Below are 19,916 nucleotides of genomic sequence, written 5' to 3' on the forward strand. Positions count from 1 at the left end.
CCTAGGTTTGATCATGCGGGGATCGTGACATGGACGCGGAAACGGCGATGTGAGGGCTGTCACGCGCGCGACGGGCTCTGTGACGTCGCGCACGTCGCAAACGACTTGGCGGACAAAAGCAAAGGGGCCCGCGTTGCGGGTCCCTTTGTCTCGGTCAGAGTGTCGTCTCGACGTCAGTTCAGACGCGTCCAGGTCTGGCCGCCGCAGAACATGCCGCCGAAGGCGCAGCCCTGCACGCGCAGCCGATCGGTGCCCTTCAGCGCGATGGTTGAATCGTAGGTCGAGCCGGAGTTCGGATCGAGGATGCGGCCGGACCATTTCTGGTCCTTGTTCTGATCCTTGCCGGGCTTCATGTTGATCAGGACCTGCTCGCCGTTCTGGTTCGATTTCGAATCTACCGAATAGCCGCAGAGATTGTTGCCGCATTGCTCGATCCGGATCTTGCCTTCCTTCTCCTCGGTGAGCCAGACGCCGAGCGGTGAATTGAGATCGCGCGCGGCCGCGGGAGCCGGCGGCGCGACGGCAGCCGACTGAACGGGGGCAGGCGCAGGCGCCGGGACGGGAGGCGGAGCCGGAGGCGCGGCTGCGACCGTCGGGGCTGGCGGTGGAGGCGGTGCGGGCGGTACTGCGGCCATCGTCGGAGCAGCACTCGGGGCCGGCTGAGGCGGCGGCACAAGCGCGTCTTCGGCCGGAGCATTGTTAGCTGTGGTGGCCGGAGGCGCCGGCGGGGCAGGAGGCGCCACGGGAGCCTGGACAGGGGCCTGCTCGGCCGCCGGAGGTGCTACGACAGGCGCGGGTACCGGCGCCGGATTTGCCGGCGGCTGCGGATCGGCCTTGGCTTGTTGCGGTGCCTGCGGGTCCGCTTTAGGAGCCCCCTTGGCGTCGGTCTTGGTCTTCTTTGCCTTGCCCTGCCCGGTGTTGTCATAGACGCCGGGAATTTGCACCGTGCCGCGGTCGGGATCGATGCGGATGGTGCGCCCGCCATAGTCGAAGGTGTACTGCGCCTGCGCAGCGGTGCTCGCCAAAAGGAATGCGGCCGTGGCCAACAGCTTCCTCATTTCCGTCTCCTGAAACAGGTGGTCCCCGCACCGACGCTTACGCCCCGGTGCGATCGCAAAAAGTGATCTAGATCACTGTCACCGTATGAGTCGTGCTCCGGCTGTTCCGGGTTCAATAACACCGGAGCCGGTCCAAAGTTTGGCCGGGGCAAGCGACAGGTGGACGCGCCCTAGTCGAACCAGGCGGCGTAGATCTTCTTGTAGCTGCCGTCCTCCGTGGCGATGTGCAGCCATTGGTCGACAAACGCCTTCAGCGCCATGTCGCGCTGGAGCCAATAGGCCTTCTCGGAGAAATCGAACGGCTTTTCGGGATGCACCGCGCAGAGCACGCCAGAATGCTGCTTCTGCTGGTAGCGCGTCTCGGAGGCGTCCGTCATCATCAGGTCGGCATTGCCCTTGGCGATCTCATCGAAGATCACGGTATTGTCGGGGAAGACGGTGATGTCGGCGTCCTTGATGTTGGCACGCGCAAAGCGCTCATTGGTGCCGCCGGGATTGACAATCACACGGGTGCCCTTCTTGTCGATGTCGGTGATGCTCTGGTATTGGCCGACATCGGCACAGCGCGCGATCGGCGTCTTGCCCTCGCGCATGATGGCCGTGGAGAAAAAGCCCTTCTTCTGCCGGTCGAGCGTGACCGAGATGCCGCCCATGGCGATGTCGAATTGGTCAGCCTCGAAATCCTTCATCAGCTTTGGCCAGGCTGTCGGCACGAATTCGACCTTGACGCCGAGCGCCTTGCCGAGTGCCTCGGCCATATCGACGTCGAAGCCGCTGAACTGCTGCGTCGTCTTGTCGAGATAGGTGAAGGGCTTGTAATCGCCGGTCATGCCGACGCGCAAAGTGCCGCGCTTGACGATCTCGTCGAGGCGGGAGGGCGCCGCCTGCTGTGCGTGGGCCGAAATGTTTGCCAGCAGGACCACGGCCAAAGCCGCCAAAATTCGAATGGTCATCCGAACGATCATCTCTTTTCCACCGATGCCCGAGCTGTCATTGTGCCGCTCTTGAGGCTTGGATCTAGACCAGATGCCCGTCGCTGGCGAGGCGGAATTGAAGGGAATTTTGAAGTGACGATCTCGATGTATGACGCCTCGGTCGGCGTCTTCGTGCCTTACTTGCGCAACCTGTCCGCACTGCTCGACAAGGGCGTTGCCTATGCCGAAATCCGGAAATTCAATCCGTCCGTCCTGCTCGGCATGCGCATGTCACCAGACATGTACGATCTGGCGCAGCAGATCGGCGAGGCCTGCCGCCATGCCGCGGTCGCTTCGGCCTTGCTGGCCGAGCGCGAGCCGGTGACGCTGCCGGTGCTGGAGCACGACATGGCCGGGCTTCAGGCCCGCATTGCCACGTCAATCGAGTTCATCGAAAGCCTGCCGCGCGCGGAGATCGACGCCGCGGCGGACCGGAATGTCTTCTTCAAGCTGAAAAACGGCACCGAGTTGCCGTTCACCGGACGGACGCTGCTGCTGACCTTCAGCGTCCCGCAGTTCTTCTTTCACGTGACGACGACCTACGACCTCTTGCGGCACGCAGGTGTCGAGCTCGTGAAGAAGGATTATCTCGGACGACGATAAGCCTAGGCTTCGCCCTTGCGCTCGTAGTCGGCGAGCGAGCTGCGGCCGGCGATCTCGCTGCGCAGCTCTTCGAAGCGCCGATGTGCCTCGTCCTCGTGCACGTCGACGAAATGCACGGCAGCCTCGCTGGTCATCGGGCCGCTGATCACGGGCACAGACTGCTCGCCGATGGTTTCGTGGACGTAGAACTGGCTGTCGTCGCCGCGATGGACCGTCCATTTCAGACGGATCGCCACCATCGGCCCCGGACCGACCTTGCTGTAGCCGTCGGCATCGGTGTGCTCCGGCACCAGCGGCTGCTCCTCGACCACCGGATGCTCATCGACCATCGGGTGCTCGTCGGCGACCACATGCTCACCAGCAACCACCATTTCTGTTACGGTCACGGTCTCGGTCTCGGTCTCGCGCACGACGAGGACGGGCTCGGGGTGCTCCAAAATGCTGGCGATGGTCGCCAGCGTGTGGTCGGTCGGGTCGATCTCTGACAAGGGTTCATCCTCCAGCTCGACGCGGCCGGCAAGTCTGTCCCACTGCCGCCGCGGCCGGACCTATTACGCGGGTTTGATTAAGGCTGAGTGAGGGCTCGATCTGCACCAAAATGGGACGCATTCTGGCGTTCCGAAGGCGGGCGGGTTGGCCGCCCGCCCCGGAGGTCGGCTCAGCCCAGGACGTCCTGGTTGATGATGTTCTGCCTGATGGGATCGCCGTCCAGCACACTCAGAATATTGCGCGCGGTCTGCTCGCTCATGCGACTCACCGCCTCGACCGTGACACCGGCGACATGCGGGGCCATGATCACGTTAGGCAGCGCAAACAGCGCATTGCTCACCGGCGGCGGTTCGACCTCGAACACGTCGATGCCGGCGCCGGCGATCTTGCCCGAGACCAGGGCGTCGTACAGCGCGGCCTCCTTCACGATGCCGCCGCGAGCGGTGTTGATGAGATAGGATTTCGGCTTCATCCGGCCGATCCGTGCTGCGTCGAACAGGCCGACTGTTTCCGGCGTCTTCGGGCAGTGGATGGTGACGAAATCGGCGTGAGGCAGCGCCGCGTCGAGATCGGCGACGGGCTCGCAGCCGGCCGCTTTGATATCTGCGGCAGGTTTGTAGGGATCGTAGACCCGCACGTTCATGTCCATCGCCAGGCAACGCTTGGCGGTGCGGGTGCCGATCCGGCCGAAGCCGATGACGAGGACGGTCTTGCCGTAGAGATCGAACGGCAGCATGCCGAGCCGGTCGGCCCATTTGCCGTCCTTGACGCAGGCGTGCATCTCCTGCGCGCGTTTTGCCAGCGTCAGCATCATGAACAACGCCTGCTCTGCGACCGAAGGCGAGTTCGCGCTGCCCGCGACCATCAGCGGCACCTTGCGGCGGGAGAGGGCGGGAACGTCGACGGCATCGTAGCCGACGCCGATCCGCGTCACCACTTTCATATCCTTCGACGCTTCGAGTTCAGTCTCGCCGAAGGCGGTGGCACCAAGCGCCACGCCATGGACCGGCGCATGGTTCTTCAGCAAGGCCTCGAAGTCCTTGGCGGAGATCAGGTTCGGAAACTCGATGAGTTCGATGTCATCTCGCTGGGTGAGGAGGGCGCGCGCACCTTGCGACAAAGTTTGTGTAACGAAAATCTTCTTCTTGTTGGTCGACATCGCTCCCCGCCTGCTCGCGTTTCCAAAACCGGCGTCACAACACGACGCCGGTCTCTTCGTTTAGCAGGTGCATATTGTTGAGGTCCATCGCCAAACGCATGGGAGCCCCGTCTGCAGCGCCGGCATTGGGATCGACGCGGCCGCAGACGGGCGTACCCTCGAGCCCGAAATAGACCAGGGTCTCCATGCCCATCGGCTCGGTGACGTCGAGCACGGTGTCGAAGGTTTCGACGCCCGGCCCAAGATGCGCATGCGACTCGGTGAGATGCTCAGGCCGGATGCCGAGCAGGAGCTTTTCGGTGCGCGGCAATGCGTTGTAGCGCGTGGCACGGGCCGGCGGCAGCGCGAAGGCGATGCGGTCGGTCAGGCGGATCTGGAGCGCGCCGCCGGCATCCTCCAGCCGGCACGGGAGGAAGTTCATCGCGGGCGAGCCGATGAAGCCCGCGACGAAGCGCGTCGCCGGCTTGTGGTAGAGCTCGTTCGGCGTGCCGATCTGCTCGATGCGGCCCTTGTTCATCACCACCACGCGATCGGCCAGCGTCATCGCCTCGACCTGGTCGTGGGTGACGTAGACCGTGGTGGTTCGTACCTTCTGGTGTACCTTCTTGATCTCGATCCGCATCTGCACGCGCAGCTTGGCATCGAGATTGGACAGCGGCTCGTCGAACAGGAAGACCTTTGGATTACGCACGATGGCCCGCCCCATGGCGACGCGCTGGCGCTGGCCGCCGGAGAGCTGCTTCGGTTTGCGGTCGATCAGGTCGGTGATGTCGAGGAGGCGGGCGGCTTCCGTCACCCGCGCCTTGATCTCGGCCTTGGGATAGTGCTTCAGGCGCAGCCCGAACGACATGTTCTCCGCGACAGTCATGTGCGGGTAGAGCGCGTAGTTCTGGAACACCATCGCAATGTCGCGGTCCTTCGGCGGCACGTCGTTGACGACGTCGCCGCCGATCATGATGTCGCCGTCGGTGATGTCCTCCAGGCCTGCGATCATGCGCAGCGTCGTCGACTTGCCGCATCCGGAGGGGCCGACGAGCACGATGAACTCGTGGTCGGAGATGTCGAGATCGATGCCGCGCACGGCCTCGACGTCGTCGTAACGCTTGATCACCTTGCGCAGGGAAACGTCGGCCATTGCAGTTCAACCCCTCGTTCTCAACCCTTCGTCGCGCCGGCGGTCAGGCCGGCAATGTAATAGTCCATCAGGAAGGCGTAGATGACCAGCGGCGGGGCTGCGCCGAGCAGCGCACCGGTCATGATCTGTCCCCAGTTGAAGACGTCGCCCTTGATCAGTGTGGTGGTGATACCGACCGGCAGCACGAGCTGGTCGATGGATGTCGTGAACACCAGGGGATAGAGGAACTGCGCCCAGGACACGGTGAAGGCGAAGATGGTCGCGGCGATCAGGCCGGGCAGGGCTACCGGGATGAAAATCCGCGTCAGGGTCTGGAGCCAGGAGGCGCCGTCGATGAGGGCAGCCTCGTCCAACTCCTTCGGGATCGAGGCGAAATAACCGATCATGATCCAGGTGCAGAACGGCACGGTCAGGGTCGGATAGATGAAGACAAGCACGTACCAGCGGTTGAGCAGAGTGATGCCGGTGAAGTCCTGGACCACCGCGAGCATCTTGAACAAGGGAATGAACAGGAGGCTGTCCGGGATCAAATAGGTGAGAAAGACGCCGGTCGCGAGCGTCGCCGAGCCCCAGAACTTCATCCGCGCCAATGCAAACGCCGCCGGAATGCTGATCAGCATCGTCACGATCACGACCACGATCGAAATCATCGACGAATTCCAGAAGAACCGCAGAAACTGGTTCGAGGTCAACAGCTCGACATAGTTCGACAGAGTCGGATGAAAGACCCACCACGGATTGGTGGCGGCCGAGATCTCCGCGCTGCTCTTGAGCGAGGTGATCAGCATATAGACCGGCGGGATCAGGAAGAAGATCGCAAACAGCACCAGGAAGAAGTAGGACCAGCGCAGCGCCCAGGTGCGGTCGCGGCTCATGCTTCGCAGCTTGACCTTACGCGTCGGTCCGGTCTTGTCGATCGCGAGCGTGCTCATCAGGCTTCGTTCCCACGTTTGTTGACATCGCGCAGGATGAAGACCGCTGCGACGGCGAGGATCGGCACCATGAACAGCGAGACGCAGGCGCCAAGCGGAATGTCGCTGCTCTGGATGCCGACCTGGAATGCCCAGGTGGCGAACAGATGCGTCCGGTCCAGCGGACCGCCGGAGGTGAGGATACGTACGATGTCGAAATTGGCGAAAGTGACGATCAGCGAGAACAGCGTGGTGATGGCGATGATGTTGCGCATCATCGGCAAGGTGATGTGCCAGATCTTCTGCCACCAATTGGCGCCGTCGATCGCTGCGGCTTCATAGAGCTGGTCAGGCACGGATTTCAGCGCGGCCAGATACATGATCAGGAAGAATGGCGCGCCGTACCAGACGTTGACGAGGATGACGGAGAAACGTGCCCAGAAGGTGTCACCGAGCCACGGGATCGGACCGATGCCGAAGAACGAGAGCGTATAGTTGAAGGCGCTGTAGGAGGGATCGAACAGCCACAGCCATGCCAGCGTGCTCATCGCCGGCGGGATCACCCAGGGCACCAGCAGCATGCCGCGCCATTTACGTTGCTTTTTGCCCGGAATGTTGTGGACGAAATGCGCGACGATGAAGCCGATCAGCGCTTTGAAGACCACGGCGGTAATCGCAAAGATGCAAGACTGTCTCACCACCATCCAGAACGTTTCGCGTTTGAACAGGAAGGTGAAATTGCTGAGGCCGACGAACTTCGTCATCGCCTTGTTCAGCGTCGCCAGGTAGACCGAATAGAAGGCGGGATAGAGCACGAGCAGGGCGATCAGGAGGATCAGCGGCAGCGTCAGGAAGAACGCTACGGTCGATTTCCGTCCCATTGCATTGCGCAGGCTCGCCCGTTTGCGCGGGCTCGCAGCACGAGCGAGACGGCCTTGCTCAACGACGACATCGGCCATGACGTTAGCCTCTTTGCAGGACATGTAGCAGGACATGTTGAATGGCGAAGCCGGCGCAGCCGTCGGCTTCATTCGGCAAGCGGATCGAGCGAGGGGTGCCCCGGCGGCTCACGCGCGAAGCGTGAACCGCCATGGCACATACCCGTCTCAGGTCCGCATGAAGCCCTCGCACTCACCCTCCGCCCAGGCGAGCGCCGTTTCCAACTTCTCTCCTTGCGCAAAGCGCAGCGCCATTTTGGTCAGCGTTGCCTGGAAGTAGATCTGCTGGGCGATCTTCGGCGGCGCTGGAGACGCGGCGATCGACATCGTCTGCTGCTTGTAGGGATCCGGATAGTGGAACAGCGTGCCCTTCGGCGGCCCTTCCTCGGCCCAGGTTTTGAACTTCGTCATGTTCGCGTAGGCCGGGAGATCGTACCCGCCGCTCGCCGCGACGAACTTCTCGATCGCCGCTGGCGAGGACAGGTGAACGAGCAAGCTCTTGGCCGCTTCCTTGTTCTTGCCAAAGGCCCAGACGCCCCAGAAGTAGGGCAGGAAGGGCGCAAAACGTCCCTTCGGACCGGACGGGAAGCCGTGCGTCCAGCACTGTTCGGCGACTTGCGGTGCGTCGCGCTTGGCGACCGCCCAGGCACTCGGCGGATTCAGGATCATCGCCCCGCGGCCCGAGATCAGCCATTTGTTGTTGGAGGCATCATCCCAAGACGGTGCGTCGGTGGGCAGAACGGCGATCAGCTTCTTGTAGAATTCGAGCGCCTGTCTGACCGCGTCGGTCTTGACGGTGATATCGCCCTTGGCGTTGACCAGCTCGGCGCCGAATGACTGGAAGATCGCGCCCGCGGTGTCGACGCTATCGGTGGTCTCGCCGAGACCGATGCCGAAGGGGAAGCCCGCCTTGTGGCAGGCCTCGGCCGCCTTCAGGAAGGTCTCCATGGTCCAGTTGTCCGCCTTTGGCGGACTGCCGGCCGGATACATCTCCTGCACGTCGATGCCGGCGTGCTTCTTCATCAGATCTATGCGGGAGCAGGGGCCCTTGATCTGGCTTCCCGGTGTCGCAGGCACTGCCAGCCATTTGCCGCCCGACTGTCCGAGATATTTGACGGTGCCGTTCACCTCGCCGTTCTGCTTGATGAGCGGCTCCATGACGTCGTTGAGCGGCTCGAGATTCTCCGAATAGGCGTGTGGCCACCAGCTCGGCATCTGGAGAATGTCGTGACCGGACTTGGCCTGGGCTTCGGCCGCCGCGGTCAACTCGATCTTCTTGTTGTTGCTGGTGATGTAGTCGATCGAGACTTCGACCTTCTCCTTCTCGCCCCATTCCTTGACGAGGGCGGTGGAGGCATCGTTGGCGCCGGGCACCCAGTGGTCCCAGAAGCCGATCGAGAGCTTGCCGGCGGCGTAAGCGCCTCGGACATAGGGCGCGGTGATCAGCGCCGCAGAGGACATTGCAGTGGCAGCCACAAATTGACGTCGCGTCAGTGTCTTGCGTGACATCTCGTTTCCTCGCTTGGGTGTTTATTGTTCTGGTGTTTCCTCTGAACTCTTCCGAGTTTTGCTTTTGATTTTCTTGTTGGGAGTTTCTTGTTGATCGTTTTTGCAGATTGGTAGCGCGATCAGATCATGATTGATCGCGTCTGTCGAGAAAACCGGACGGCTTGCGCCTAGAACTAACGTTGTGCCCCGGGAAGGTGGGATTGCCTTCGGTGTCGCGCGCCGGCCATGAACCGCGGTCGGTCGTTTTGCGACGCACACTTTGCGCCGCCCCGCCGCAGCGACATGTGCGCAATTACGCCGCAGTTTCCAACGAGCCTGCATAAGCGCCTCGCGCCAAACACTTTTCGGGCGTGGATAGCATTTGTCGGCGCCTAGACCTCGAAGCGGTGAAAACGATAGAGTTGCAACTGGCGGGTGGCTTCCACCCCGACAGGCCAATCAGATCGACCATGGAGACCAGAATGAAAAACCCGGCGCCGCCCGCGCGGCTTTACCTGCGACGATGGTTCGCGCTGGGGGCCGTTTTCGTGTTGCTGCTCGGCGCAGCCGCGGTCGCGAATGCACAAGGCCTGGTCAAAGGCGTTCAGGATGGGGCCGCGGCCGGCAACAAGGCAGCGGGCCCCGTCGGGGGCGTGCTGGGCGGTGCGATCGGCGGCGTGGTCGGCGTCTTCACCGGCGTGCTCGGCGTCAACAACAATAACGGCAATCAGGCGCCGCCGGCCGCCAAGGATTCTAACAAGGACGCCAGCAAGGACTCTAAGCAGCCCGGCGCCGGCAAGGACAAGGATGCCAAGAGCGGCAAGGCGGGCAAGGGCGCCAAGGCGAGCAAGGAAGCCAAGAATGCGCCGCAGGACAATAAGGACGTCCCCGTCCTCACCCAGACCGGCGCGCCGCAACAGACCGCCGAGCAAATCGTTGCCAACAGCGATTCATATATCGAGCGGATCAAGACGGAACTGAACCTCACGCCCGATCAGGAGAAGCACTGGTTCGGCTTCTCGAGCGCCATGCACTACCTGGGGCACAATGGTGCGGAGCGGCTCAACCTGCGGGTTACCCGGGCCAAGCGGGATCCGCCGGACGACATCATCGAGCAGATGCGCAACGAGTCGCAGTTCCTGATCGATCGCGCTGCCGACCAGCGCAACGTCGCCGACGCTGCCGAGCCACTCTACTCGAGCCTCGATGACAAGCAGAAGCAGGTCTTCATACAGGAGATGGTGCACCTTAGCCACGAACGAGGATTGGATTGATCAAGTTGAATCGGATCGGGCGCGCCTGAATTAACGGCGCCCGCCACGAATTCGTGAATCCTCTCCGCAATTCGGTTATGCTTAGCTTCGTAAGCTGATTGCGGGGTTTAAATGGCGGACGCACTCTCCGTTTTCCTGGTCGAAGACGAGGCGTTGATCCGGATGATGATGGCGGACATGGTGGAGGAACTCGGCCACCACGTCGTCGCGGAAGCCGACAATGTCCGGGATGCCAGCGCTTACGCCATGACCGCGCAGTACGATCTGGCGATTCTCGACATCAACCTCAAGGGCGTCTACGTCGATCCCGTGGCCGACCTGATCGAGCGCCGCGGGAAGCCGTTTCTGTTTGCCACGGGCTACGGGCCGGAACTGCTGCCGTCCTTGCTCCGGCGTCGGCCGATCCTGCGCAAGCCGATTGGGATCGATCAGCTCAAGGCGATGATCGATTCGATGTTTCCGGAAGCGGGAGCGAAGACGCCGCACTGAGCGACGGCGAAAATAGCCGCCCATCAAGGGCGGCCATTTTGCGACGGAATTCGTCGCGGTCTCACATCAGGCCGGCGCCAAGATCGATGCCGCGCGCCATCAGGCCGAACGAGGCGACGAGGCCTGTGCAGCAGAACAGCAAGATGGTCTTGAAAGAAGAATCGGTCAAACGCGTTTCGATGGTGGCCGGCATCGCGGCGATCGAAATCATGCTCATGTTCATTCCCCCCCTTTGTTGCCCCTGAATTGCATCAGGTGAGGGAAGCCTTAGAGCAAAAAGTTTGACGCGAGCTTTCGATGCATCGTTAACGGAATCGCAATCGGTCCCGCGTCTGCGCGCGCCGTAACAAGATCACGCCTCAGTGGCGCCCGTTCTTCAGCACCGTGGCGATGGTGTGGGCTGTCATGGCCGCGCGGTCCGAAGCCCGCTGGGCAGCAAGCCGATCCCGCGCCTTTTCCTCGATCAAAAGCTCGATCAGGGCCAGCCGCTTGCCGTCGTCGTCCGCCTCGATTAGCAGGCGGTGATAGCGGTGATAGTCGAAACCAAAATCCTGCTTACGCATGTCACGCCCCCGCAACTACGCCACACACAACGCCGAATTGTTTCTGATCCGAAACATGCACGCAAGCGCCATCCCGCATGGAACCGCGCGTTCGGTGCAATGAGCTGTGAATTACTGGAACTCGTATGAGATCTTAAGGCTGGTTGTGCTCGGCAAACATCTTCAGGCCGACGAAACTCGCGTCAGGCTTCGTGACCAGCCTGGTCGGGATGTTGCGTAGATAGTCCTGGAAGCGCCCCTTGGCTTCGAAGCGCGCCCGGAACGCGGAAGCTGCAAGGAAATCCGGAAAACGCGGCACGATTCCGCCGGCGATATAGACACCGCCACGGGCGCCGAAGGTCACTGCGAGATTGCCGGCGACTGAGCCGAGAATGGCGCAAAACATCCCCAGGGTCGCGCGGCTGAGTTCGCAACTGCCTTCCAGGGCCGCCTTGGTAATGGCGGCAGCATCGCGATGCGGCACCCGAGCGCCTTCAACTTCGGACAGCGCTTCGTAGAGGCTTTGCAGGCCGGAGCCGGACAGTGCACCGCGCTCGATGGAGACATGGCCGAGGCGTCGGCGCATGGACGCGATCACGCGTTCCTCGTGCTCGTTCTCCGCCGGCAGAGTCGCGTGGCCGGCCTCGGTGACGACGGCCAGCCGTGCGCCATGGCGCTCGACCAAACAGGAGACGCCAAAGCCGGTTCCAGGCCCGACCACCAGCAACGGCTCTCCGGGAAGGCCATCCTGTCCGCCGAGCGGGATCAGGTCGGCGGGCTGCAGGGCAGGCAGGGACCAGGCCACCACCTCGAAATCGTTGAGAACGTGAACGCTGCCGAAGCCAAGGGCCGGCTGGAGCTCGTTGCCGTCGATGACCCACGGACTGTTGGTCATGACGCAGCGATTGTTGGTCACCGGACCCGCCACGGCCAGCACGGCCCTTTGGGGCGGTTCGCCGCCGGACCGGCGCCCGAGTACATCGACAATGGCTTCCCTGACGGTCGGGAAGTCTGCCACCTTCACATAGTCGATCGGTCCGGTCTGATTGCCCTGACTGAGCGCGAAGCGCGCATTGGTGCCGCCGATATCGGCGAGAAGAATCGGTCCTGTCTTGCCGATGGTCATGTCCATATGGCTGCCGCGGCCTTGCCGGCTGCGGGAACCTCTTCCTCCGTTCTATCGGATCGCAAGATGCGAACGGCTTTCAGAATCCGTCCTCGGGTGGATCTAGTCAACACGCACGAGGCCAAACCGTTGCATCCCTTGGGAATGACGGCGGCCATTCGCGCAGATCGCCGCACCTTGCGGTAGTTGCCGGGAAGATCGACATTGGAGGAGCGTTCGGCGCCGGTCGCGCGGGACGGCTTGAAATGGACCTTGCGATGAAGATTTCCGACCGCGACGTGCTGCTGGTGATCGACGTGCAGAACGATTTCTGCACCGGCGGGGCGCTCGCCGTTCCCAGCGGCGAGAAGGTGGTGCCCGCCATCAATCGAATCGCCCAAAAATTCGCCAATGTGGTGCTGACCCAGGACTGGCATCCCCGGGATCATGTCTCCTTTGCTTCGAACCATGCGGGCAGGCAGCCGTTCCAGACCATCGCGCTTGACTACGGCGCCCAGGTGCTGTGGCCGAGCCATTGCGTGCAGGGCACCGCGGGCGCCGAATTTCATCGCGATCTCGACGTCACCCGCGCGAGTCTGGTGGTGCGGAAGGGGTTTCGGCGCGGCATCGATTCCTATTCGGCGCTGTTCGAGAACGACAAGAAAACACCGACCGGCCTGCTCGGATATTTGCGCGAACGCGAGTTGAACACCGTCTTCGTCTCCGGCCTCGCGCTCGACTTCTGCGTCCGCTTTTCGGCGGAGGATGCCCGCGAGGCGGGGTTCGATGTCGCCGTCATCGAGGATGCCTGCTGTGGCATCGACCTCGACGGCTCGATGGGCGCAACCCATCAGAGTTTTCGGGAGCGCGGCATTCCGGTCATCGGCCTCGAGGCATTCCTGTGAGAACGGTGACGTAGCCATGGCGGAGAAGACCGGCAAACAGCTGCGCGCGCCGGGGCAGGTCCCGGGTGACCCGGTGCTGTGGCCGTTCGCAGCGGCTCAGCTCGCCATGGACGCCTGGTTCGGATGGCTTGAGCGCGGTCCGCCGGAGCAGGCCGACAGCAGCCTGCCGTGGACCACGGCCAACTCCGTTGCTCTGGAGCTCGCGACCATGCGCTTGCGCGATTGCACGCGGACGCGATCCGGCCAGCCGGCGCTGGTTTGCGCGCCCTACGCGCTGCATCGGGCCCTGATTGCCGACTTCGCACCCGGCCACAGCGTGGTGCAGTCCCTGCAAAATGGCGGCATCGACCGGATCTATCTCGCCGACTGGCGGTCAGCCACGCCCGAGATGCGCTATCTCTCGATCGACTGCTATCTCGGCGATCTCAACGTCGCCATCGACGAGATCGGCGCGCCGGTCGATCTCGTCGGCCTGTGCCAGGGCGGCTGGCTGTCGCTGCTCTATGCGGCGCGCTTTCCCGCCAAGGTGCGGCGGCTGGTCCTGGTCGGCGCGCCGGTCGACCTCTCGATCGAGTCCAGGCTGTCGCAGCTCGCCCGCGACGCTCCCGAAATGGTCTATGACCAGCTCGTCGCACGGGGCGGCGGTAATGTCAGCGGCGAGGAGATGCTGCGTGTCTGGTCCAAGGCGCCAACCCGCGACGACATCGCCGCGGCGTTGCAGGTGGACCTTGCGGCTGAGGGGAGCGCAACGCTGCTCGCGCGGTTCGAGCGCTGGAACGCCGAGACGCTCAATCTGCCCGGCGCTTATTATCTCGAGATCGTCAACCGGATTTTCCGGGAGAACCGGATCGCGAACGGGCAATTCACGGCGCTCGGCCGCGTGATTGATCTGAAGCACGTCAAGGCGCCGGTCTTCCTGCTGGCCGGGCTCGATGACGACGTCGTGCCGGCCGCGCAGGCGCTCGCCACCGCCGGTTTGCTCGGCACGCCACCGGCCTTCGTTGCGGCGGCCTCCGAACCCAGCAACCACCTCGGCCTGTTCATGGGCGCGCGAACCCACGCCCATGCCTGGCCGCAGATCGCCGAGTGGCTACGCGGCGATCTGTCCAACGTGCTGGCCCGTAGCGCCTGATCCGGCCAAGGGGCGTGCCGGCGCAGCTGCAAATCCGTTATGCATGACGGTGGATGGCCTGCACGAAGTCACGTCGATGGGTTAAATAGAGCCGGAGCAGGCGGCGTCCGGACGACGCCTCTCGATGCCGGAAGACATCAAAGGTGCTGAGCTCGATGAGTTTCCACTCGATCTATGCCCACGGATTTGCGCGCGTGGCGGCCTGCGTCACCACCTCGCATGTGGCGGATCCCTCGGCCAACGCAAAGGCCATCATGGTGGCCGCGCAGGACTGCCACAAGCAGTCGGTGGCGGTTGCCGTGTTTCCCGAGCTTTGCCTGTCCGGCTATGCGATCGAAGACCTGGTCAAGCAGGATCCGCTGCTCGATGCGGTCGAGCGCGGACTTGCCGCGATCGTCGAAGCCTCCTCGGCGCTGATGACCGCGCTGATCGTCGGCGCGCCGCTGCGCCATGGTCATCGCATCTACAATTGCGCCGTCGTCGTTCATCGCGGCAACGTGCTTGGCGTCGTACCCAAGACTTACCTGCCGACCTATCGCGAGTTTTACGAGGGGCGGCATTTCGCCTCCGGCGCCGGCATCGTCGGCGAGACGATCGCTTTTGGCGGGCTGCATGCCCCGTTCGGCGTCGATCTCCTGTTCGCGGCCGAGGACGTCCCGGGCCTGACGATCGGTGTCGAGATCTGCGAGGACATGTGGATCCCGGTGACGCCGGCCTCCGAGCTCGCGCTTGCTGGCGCAAGCGTTCTTATCAATCTCTCCGGCAGTCCGATCACGATTGGCCGTGCCCGTTCGCGCGCGTTGCTGTGCCAATCCACCTCGACGCGCTGCCTCGCGGTCTACGTTTATTCCGCCGCGGGGGCAGGGGAATCGACTACGGATCTCGCCTGGGACGGCCAAACCTCGATCTACGAGAACGGCGTGCTGCTGGCTGAGGGCGAGCGGTTCCGTCAGGGCGGCCAGATCACGTTGGCCGACATCGATCTCGACCTGCTCAGACAGGAGCGCGCCTCGATGGGCACGTTCGACGACAATCGCCGCCAGCGCGAAGGTTTCTTCCGAAGGATCACCTTTGCCCTGCAGCCGCCGGCCGCCGACATCGGCTTCCTGCGCAAGATCGAGCGCTTTCCGTTCGTGCCGAGCGACGAGAGCCTGCTCGAGCAGGACTGCTATGAGGCCTACAACATTCAGGTCGCCGGCCTCGTCCAGCGCATGCGCGCCACCGGCACCAAGCGCGTCGTCATCGGCGTCTCGGGCGGGCTCGATTCGACCCATGCGCTGATCGTCGCCGCCAAGGCCGTCGATCTCCTTGGCCTGCCGCGCGAGAACATCCTTGCCTACACCATGCCGGGTTTTGCCACGGGCAGCGAGAGCAAGACCAATGCGCTGGCGCTGATGAAGGCGTTGCAGACGAGTTGGCAGGAACTCGACATCCGCACCACGGCGACGCAGATGCTGAAGGACATCGGCCATCCCTTCGGCAAGGGCGAGAAGGTCTACGACATCACCTTCGAGAACGTGCAGGCGGGCCTGCGTACGGACTATTTGTTCCGGCTCGCCAACCATCACGGCGGCATCGTGATCGGCACCGGCGATCTCTCGGAGCTCGCGCTGGGCTGGTGCACCTACGGCGTCGGCGACCAGATGGCGCATTATAACGTCAACGCCGGGGTGCCGAAGACGCTGATCCAGCACCTGATCCGCTGGGTGATCGCCTCAAAACAGTTCAGCGACGACGTCAACCGGACGCTTGCCTCGATCCTGTCGGGCGAGATCTCGCCCGAACTGGTTCCGGTCCAGCCCGGCGAGAAGGCACAGAGCACGGAAGCCTCCGTCGGTCCCTACGAGCTCCAGGATTTCAACCTGTTCTACACGCTGCGCTTTGGCATGCGGCCGTCCAAGATCGCCTTCATGGCGCTGCAGGCATGGAAGGACGTCGCTGAGGGCGAATGGCCGCCGGCATTTCCGACCGATAAGCGCAAGGCCTATGATCTCAAGGAGATCCGCCGCTGGCTGGAGGTGTTCCTGCGCCGCTTCTTTGCCTTCAGCCAGTTCAAGCGATCGGCGATGCCGAACGGGCCGAAGGTCTCGGCCGGCGGCTCTTTGTCGCCGCGCGGCGACTGGCGCGCGCCGTCGGATTCCAGCGCGGCGGCGTGGCTTGAAGATCTCGAACGGAATGTGCCGAACTGATCGGCAAGGTCTGACCGTGCAGCTGCCCAAAACGAAATCGCGCCGCGCGGCTCATGAGGCCGGCGGCGCGAAATCGCGTTCAATCTAGAAAGTCCCGAGGTCCGGAGTGCCTAGGAGTCCGGACCTCGTAACCTTGCCCCAGCCTTTGATCCCCCGCCCCATGCGGTCCCCCAACCCCATGTAGCGCGATCAGAGGGTGATGCCCTTGTAAGGCCGCCGATCGATGTCACGCGATGTACGCGACATCTGAATAGGACTCCATTCCGGATCACTACGGAGACGAACGCGCGTGATTCCGCGCGCGGATGCATGCGTCTTCCCTCCGGCATATCCTGCCCGACATCGTCTCGCCCCTGATCGTCTCGACCACGCTGGCGGTCTCCGCAATTGGCGACTGATTGCGCGACCGCCTCGATCCGACCCTCCAATAGACCGCGCCGGGAGCAGGGGAGGCCTGCGAAAGGCCGATCCGGCCCTGTCAGGCCCAAGTTACCGTTGCGCCGGCCCATTCCGTGCGCTATCCGGCCGGGAAAGGCCTGAGGCGGCTTCCATTTTTCTCGCCCGGCCAGCCAAACCGAGGACGGAAACCGCCATGCCAGCCTATCGCTCCCGTACCACCACTCACGGCCGCAACATGGCGGGCGCTCGCGGCCTCTGGCGCGCGACGGGCATGAAGGATGGCGATTTCGGCAAGCCGATCATCGCGGTCGTCAACTCCTTCACCCAGTTCGTGCCCGGCCACGTCCACCTCAAGGACCTCGGCCAGCTCGTCGCGCGCGAGATCGAGCAGGCCGGCGGCGTCGCCAAGGAGTTCAACACCATCGCCGTCGACGACGGCATCGCCATGGGCCATGACGGCATGCTCTACAGCCTGCCGTCGCGCGAGCTGATCGCCGACAGCGTCGAGTACATGGTCAACGCCCATTGTGCCGACGGCATGGTCTGCATCTCGAATTGCGACAAGATCACGCCCGGCATGTTGATGGCGGCGCTGCGGCTCAACATTCCTGCCGTGTTCGTCTCGGGCGGACCGATGGAGGCCGGCAAGGTCACGCTGCAGGGCAAGACCAAGGCCGTCGACCTGATCGACGCCATGGTCGCCGCCGCCGACTCCAAGGTCAGCGACGAGGACGTCAAGGTGATCGAGCGCTCGGCGTGCCCGACCTGCGGCTCGTGCTCGGGCATGTTCACGGCCAATTCGATGAACTGCCTCACTGAAGCACTTGGTCTTGCGCTGCCCGGCAACGGCACGGTGGTCGCAACCCACGCCGACCGCAAGCGCCTGTTCGTCGAGGCTGGCCACACCATCGTCGATATCGTGCGTCGCCACTATGAGCAGGACGACGCCTCCGTGCTGCCGCGCAATGTCGCCAACTTCAAGGCGTTCGAGAACGCGATGACGCTGGACATCGCGATGGGCGGCTCGACCAACACCGTGCTGCATCTGCTCGCCGCCGCCCATGAAGGGCAGGTCGAGTTCACCATGCAGGACATCGATCGGCTGTCGCGCCGCGTGCCTGTGCTCTGCAAGGTCGCGCCGTCGGTCGCCGACGTGCATGTCGAGGACGTGCATCGCGCCGGCGGCATCATGGCCATCCTGGGCGAGCTCGACCGCGCCGGCCTGATCGACACGTCGGTCTCGACCGTGCACGCGCCGACCATGAAAGACGCGCTGGAGCGCTGGGACATCAAGCGCTCGAAGAGCGAGTCGGTCCGCACCTTCTTCCGCGCCTCGCCCGGCGGCATCCCGACCCAGGTCGCCTTCAGCCAGGAGCGCCGTTACGACGAGCTCGATGCCGACCGCGAGAAGGGTGTCGTGCGCAACCTCGAGCACGCCTTCAGCAAGGATGGCGGCCTCGCCGTGCTCTACGGTAATCTCGCGCAGGACGGCTGCATCGTGAAGACCGCGGGCGTCGACGCCTCGATCCTGAAATTCTCCGGTCCCGCGCGCGTGTTCGAGAGCCAGGACGCATCCGTCGAGGCCATTTTGGGCGGCAAGGTCGTTGCCGGCGAGATCGTCGTCATCATCTACGAAGGCCCGCGCGGCGGCCCCGGCATGCAGGAGATGCTGTATCCGACCAGCTACCTGAAATCGATGGGTCTCGGCAAAGCCTGCGCGCTCGTCACCGACGGACGCTTCTCGGGCGGCTCGTCGGGCCTGTCGATCGGGCATCTGTCACCGGAAGCCGCCGAAGGCGGCAACATCGGTCTGGTGCGGACCGGCGACCGCATCGCCATCGACATCCCAAACCGTAGCATCAGCCTCGAGGTCTCCGACGAGGAGCTCGCCAAGCGCCGCGCCGCGGAAGAGGCGAAGGGCGATGCCGCCTGGCAGGCGACGGGCCGCAAGCGCAACGTCTCGACCGCGCTTCAGGCCTACGCTGCACTCACCACCAGCGCCGCGCGTGGCGCGGTGCGCGAGGTCAAGCGTCGCTCGAAGTAGGAGCGTCTTGCGCGGGCGTGATCGCAAGCGTCGCGCATCGCGCATGGTCAACAAGTTCTGAACGGCCGGCGAAAGCCGGCCGTTCGCATTAAGGATGCCCCGACGAACTTCGGCAAAGCAAGGTTTTGCGGCATATACTGCCATCGACCTTCGCAAATCCATTTTGGGCAACTGGGGCACCACAATAATGTCTCGTACTCTTGCTGTCGTTTTCTCGACGGTCGTCGCTGCGATTTCCATGACGACTGCTGCTTCCGCCGGCTGCTACAATTGCTACACGCCGCCGCCGTGCACGACCTGCTACCAGCAGCAATATGTGCAGCCGCAATACCGCACCGTCGACGAGACCGTGATGGTTTCGCCCGGCTCCGTCGTGGCGCACCGCGCGCCGGCGCAGTACCGCACCGTGATGGTGCCGCAGACCGTGATGGTGGCGCCGCCGAGCGTCCAGTACGAACGCATCCCGCCGCAATACGCCACGCGCCAGCGCGTCGAGATGGTCCAGCCGGGTTATTCCTATTACGCCCCGGTGCAGATGGGCTGCGCCTCCTGCGGCTACTGAGCCGAGGCAGCAACGAAGAACTCCATGCGGCGCTCCCAACGGGGCGCCGTTTTGCTTTTGAGAGCAGCAAACGAGGCCCGGAAACGGAGATGAATCCAGACCGGGCCTCGCAACCGGCGACGCCCTGGGAGATGTCGCCAGTGTCCGGATGGCTGAGGCGTACAGGCTAAGGGAACAGGCTGACGCTCGCCTGACAGATCGTGTGCGGGCGAGGGGGTTTCGGGTCGGGCGCCAACTTCGCGTTGCCTTGGACCGTCGACTGCGTTAAGCGACAGCAATTCCGGACTTGGAAGGGTGGCCGAGTGGTTTAAGGCACCGGTCTTGAAATTCAGGAGCGGCCATTCCGGGCCATACCACGGAATGCCGTTCAGGCCTTGGATTGCAGGGTTTCCCTCAATTCTACGGGGCTTTCGTCTCCCGCTATCCCGCGTCGTCCCAACCAGTTGGGTAGCAAATCCGGTAGCACCGGCGCTCGCCCAACGATCACGGGGGGCTATGGCATGTGGCGACGCGCATTCAC

General features: G+C 63.5%; 19 protein-coding genes. 8 read left to right on the top strand and 11 right to left on the bottom strand.

What is annotated here, in order from left to right; all coding sequences use genetic code 11:
- Positions 1 to 173 precede the first annotated feature (173 nt).
- Together ABIB06_RS29090 and ABIB06_RS29095 are read right to left on the bottom strand one after the other, a co-directional pair.
- Positions 174 to 1,058 carry a DUF2147 domain-containing protein gene (locus tag ABIB06_RS29090; RefSeq protein ID WP_354047786.1) on the bottom strand — a complete coding sequence of 295 codons (885 nt, stop codon included), beginning with the start codon at positions 1,056 to 1,058 and terminating at the stop codon, positions 174 to 176.
- Positions 1,059 to 1,228: 170 nt separating this feature from the next.
- Entirely contained in the window at positions 1,229 to 2,011 is a 783-nt protein-coding gene (locus tag ABIB06_RS29095; RefSeq protein WP_354047784.1) for a transporter substrate-binding domain-containing protein, read from the bottom strand.
- Between the two features lie 126 nt (positions 2,012 to 2,137).
- Between ABIB06_RS29095 and ABIB06_RS29100 the strand changes: the two genes are divergently transcribed.
- The gene (locus ABIB06_RS29100) at positions 2,138 to 2,635 is read left to right on the top strand and encodes a DUF1993 domain-containing protein (RefSeq protein WP_354048037.1); all 498 of its coding nucleotides are present in this window, start codon (positions 2,138 to 2,140) and stop codon (positions 2,633 to 2,635) included.
- A 2-nt stretch (positions 2,636 to 2,637) separates the two neighbouring features.
- Here ABIB06_RS29100 and ABIB06_RS29105 read toward each other — a convergent pair whose 3' ends face one another.
- The 6 genes from ABIB06_RS29105 to ABIB06_RS29130 form a co-directional block, all read right to left on the bottom strand.
- Entirely contained in the window at positions 2,638 to 3,123 is a 486-nt protein-coding gene (locus tag ABIB06_RS29105) for a hypothetical protein (protein WP_354047782.1), read from the bottom strand.
- Between the two features lie 170 nt (positions 3,124 to 3,293).
- The gene (locus tag ABIB06_RS29110) at positions 3,294 to 4,283 is read right to left on the bottom strand and encodes a hydroxyacid dehydrogenase (RefSeq protein WP_354047780.1); all 990 of its coding nucleotides are present in this window, start codon (positions 4,281 to 4,283) and stop codon (positions 3,294 to 3,296) included.
- Between the two features lie 34 nt (positions 4,284 to 4,317).
- Positions 4,318 to 5,418 carry an ABC transporter ATP-binding protein gene (locus ABIB06_RS29115; RefSeq protein WP_354047778.1) on the bottom strand — a complete coding sequence of 367 codons (1,101 nt, stop codon included), beginning with the start codon at positions 5,416 to 5,418 and terminating at the stop codon, positions 4,318 to 4,320.
- 20 nt (positions 5,419 to 5,438) lie between these two features.
- Positions 5,439 to 6,350, bottom strand: coding sequence for a carbohydrate ABC transporter permease (locus ABIB06_RS29120; protein WP_247346911.1), 912 nt, complete (start codon positions 6,348 to 6,350; stop codon positions 5,439 to 5,441).
- Complete coding sequence (locus ABIB06_RS29125; protein WP_354047776.1) at positions 6,350 to 7,288, bottom strand: carbohydrate ABC transporter permease; 939 nt, start codon at positions 7,286 to 7,288, stop codon at positions 6,350 to 6,352. The genes ABIB06_RS29120 and ABIB06_RS29125 overlap by 1 nt, the downstream gene beginning before the upstream one ends.
- Before the next feature lie 147 nt (positions 7,289 to 7,435).
- Positions 7,436 to 8,776, bottom strand: a complete 1,341-nt coding sequence (locus ABIB06_RS29130; protein WP_247346913.1) for an ABC transporter substrate-binding protein — start codon at positions 8,774 to 8,776, stop codon at positions 7,436 to 7,438.
- A gap of 461 nt (positions 8,777 to 9,237) precedes the next feature.
- Here ABIB06_RS29130 and ABIB06_RS29135 point away from each other — a divergent pair, with 461 nt between their 5' ends.
- Both ABIB06_RS29135 and ABIB06_RS29140 read left to right on the top strand, forming a co-directional pair.
- A complete protein-coding gene (locus ABIB06_RS29135) occupies positions 9,238 to 10,029 on the top strand; it encodes a Spy/CpxP family protein refolding chaperone (RefSeq protein ID WP_247444365.1) in 792 nt (263 codons plus the stop codon).
- Positions 10,030 to 10,140: 111 nt separating this feature from the next.
- Positions 10,141 to 10,518, top strand: a complete 378-nt coding sequence (locus ABIB06_RS29140; RefSeq protein ID WP_354047773.1) for a response regulator — start codon at positions 10,141 to 10,143, stop codon at positions 10,516 to 10,518.
- 61 nt (positions 10,519 to 10,579) lie between these two features.
- Here ABIB06_RS29140 and ABIB06_RS29145 read toward each other — a convergent pair whose 3' ends face one another.
- The 3 genes from ABIB06_RS29145 to glk form a co-directional block, all read right to left on the bottom strand.
- On the bottom strand, positions 10,580 to 10,735 hold the full coding sequence (locus tag ABIB06_RS29145; RefSeq protein WP_354047771.1) for a hypothetical protein: 156 nt from the start codon (positions 10,733 to 10,735) through the stop codon (positions 10,580 to 10,582).
- A 142-nt stretch (positions 10,736 to 10,877) separates the two neighbouring features.
- Positions 10,878 to 11,081 (bottom strand): hypothetical protein, encoded by a 204-nt coding sequence (locus tag ABIB06_RS29150; RefSeq protein WP_247346925.1) that lies wholly within the window; start codon positions 11,079 to 11,081, stop codon positions 10,878 to 10,880.
- 133 nt (positions 11,082 to 11,214) lie between these two features.
- Positions 11,215 to 12,186 (bottom strand): glucokinase, encoded by a 972-nt coding sequence (gene glk, locus ABIB06_RS29155; RefSeq protein ID WP_354047769.1) that lies wholly within the window; start codon positions 12,184 to 12,186, stop codon positions 11,215 to 11,217.
- A 245-nt stretch (positions 12,187 to 12,431) separates the two neighbouring features.
- Here glk and pncA point away from each other — a divergent pair, with 245 nt between their 5' ends.
- The 5 genes from pncA to ABIB06_RS29180 all read left to right on the top strand — a co-directional run bounded on the left by pncA (position 12,432) and on the right by ABIB06_RS29180 (position 19,396).
- A complete protein-coding gene (gene pncA, locus ABIB06_RS29160) occupies positions 12,432 to 13,070 on the top strand; it encodes a bifunctional nicotinamidase/pyrazinamidase (RefSeq protein WP_354047767.1) in 639 nt (212 codons plus the stop codon).
- 16 nt (positions 13,071 to 13,086) lie between these two features.
- Positions 13,087 to 14,202: an alpha/beta fold hydrolase gene (locus ABIB06_RS29165; RefSeq protein ID WP_354047765.1), complete on the top strand. Its 1,116-nt coding sequence runs from the start codon at positions 13,087 to 13,089 to the stop codon at positions 14,200 to 14,202.
- A gap of 155 nt (positions 14,203 to 14,357) precedes the next feature.
- Positions 14,358 to 16,391: an NAD(+) synthase gene (locus ABIB06_RS29170; protein WP_354047763.1), complete on the top strand. Its 2,034-nt coding sequence runs from the start codon at positions 14,358 to 14,360 to the stop codon at positions 16,389 to 16,391.
- A 592-nt stretch (positions 16,392 to 16,983) separates the two neighbouring features.
- Positions 16,984 to 18,834, top strand: coding sequence for a dihydroxy-acid dehydratase (gene ilvD, locus ABIB06_RS29175; RefSeq protein WP_247343467.1), 1,851 nt, complete (start codon positions 16,984 to 16,986; stop codon positions 18,832 to 18,834).
- Between the two features lie 238 nt (positions 18,835 to 19,072).
- Complete coding sequence (locus ABIB06_RS29180) at positions 19,073 to 19,396, top strand: hypothetical protein (RefSeq protein WP_247343463.1); 324 nt, start codon at positions 19,073 to 19,075, stop codon at positions 19,394 to 19,396.
- Positions 19,397 to 19,916 lie beyond the last annotated feature (520 nt).

The organism is Bradyrhizobium sp. LB8.2 (genome assembly GCF_040548035.1).
Taxonomy (GTDB): domain Bacteria; phylum Pseudomonadota; class Alphaproteobacteria; order Rhizobiales; family Xanthobacteraceae; genus Bradyrhizobium.

What these genes read in the sequence shown, in the direction of transcription:
- ABIB06_RS29090 (WP_354047786.1), bottom strand. Translation starts at nt 1,058, where the DNA reads ATGAGGAAGCTGTTGGCCACGGCCGCATTCCTTTTGGCGAGCACCGCT.
- ABIB06_RS29095 (WP_354047784.1), bottom strand. Translation starts at nt 2,011, where the DNA reads ATGACCATTCGAATTTTGGCGGCTTTGGCCGTGGTCCTGCTGGCAAAC.
- ABIB06_RS29100 (WP_354048037.1), top strand. Translation starts at nt 2,138, where the DNA reads ATGTATGACGCCTCGGTCGGCGTCTTCGTGCCTTACTTGCGCAACCTG.
- ABIB06_RS29110 (WP_354047780.1), bottom strand. Translation starts at nt 4,283, where the DNA reads ATGTCGACCAACAAGAAGAAGATTTTCGTTACACAAACTTTGTCGCAA.
- ABIB06_RS29115 (WP_354047778.1), bottom strand. Translation starts at nt 5,418, where the DNA reads ATGGCCGACGTTTCCCTGCGCAAGGTGATCAAGCGTTACGACGACGTC.
- ABIB06_RS29120 (WP_247346911.1), bottom strand. Translation starts at nt 6,350, where the DNA reads ATGAGCACGCTCGCGATCGACAAGACCGGACCGACGCGTAAGGTCAAG.
- ABIB06_RS29125 (WP_354047776.1), bottom strand. Translation starts at nt 7,288, where the DNA reads ATGGCCGATGTCGTCGTTGAGCAAGGCCGTCTCGCTCGTGCTGCGAGC.
- ABIB06_RS29130 (WP_247346913.1), bottom strand. Translation starts at nt 8,776, where the DNA reads ATGTCACGCAAGACACTGACGCGACGTCAATTTGTGGCTGCCACTGCA.
- ABIB06_RS29135 (WP_247444365.1), top strand. Translation starts at nt 9,238, where the DNA reads ATGAAAAACCCGGCGCCGCCCGCGCGGCTTTACCTGCGACGATGGTTC.
- ABIB06_RS29140 (WP_354047773.1), top strand. Translation starts at nt 10,141, where the DNA reads ATGGCGGACGCACTCTCCGTTTTCCTGGTCGAAGACGAGGCGTTGATC.
- ABIB06_RS29145 (WP_354047771.1), bottom strand. Translation starts at nt 10,735, where the DNA reads ATGAGCATGATTTCGATCGCCGCGATGCCGGCCACCATCGAAACGCGT.
- ABIB06_RS29150 (WP_247346925.1), bottom strand. Translation starts at nt 11,081, where the DNA reads ATGCGTAAGCAGGATTTTGGTTTCGACTATCACCGCTATCACCGCCTG.
- glk (WP_354047769.1), bottom strand. Translation starts at nt 12,186, where the DNA reads ATGACCATCGGCAAGACAGGACCGATTCTTCTCGCCGATATCGGCGGC.
- pncA (WP_354047767.1), top strand. Translation starts at nt 12,432, where the DNA reads ATGGACCTTGCGATGAAGATTTCCGACCGCGACGTGCTGCTGGTGATC.
- ABIB06_RS29165 (WP_354047765.1), top strand. Translation starts at nt 13,087, where the DNA reads ATGGCGGAGAAGACCGGCAAACAGCTGCGCGCGCCGGGGCAGGTCCCG.
- ABIB06_RS29170 (WP_354047763.1), top strand. Translation starts at nt 14,358, where the DNA reads ATGAGTTTCCACTCGATCTATGCCCACGGATTTGCGCGCGTGGCGGCC.
- ilvD (WP_247343467.1), top strand. Translation starts at nt 16,984, where the DNA reads ATGCCAGCCTATCGCTCCCGTACCACCACTCACGGCCGCAACATGGCG.
- ABIB06_RS29180 (WP_247343463.1), top strand. Translation starts at nt 19,073, where the DNA reads ATGACGACTGCTGCTTCCGCCGGCTGCTACAATTGCTACACGCCGCCG.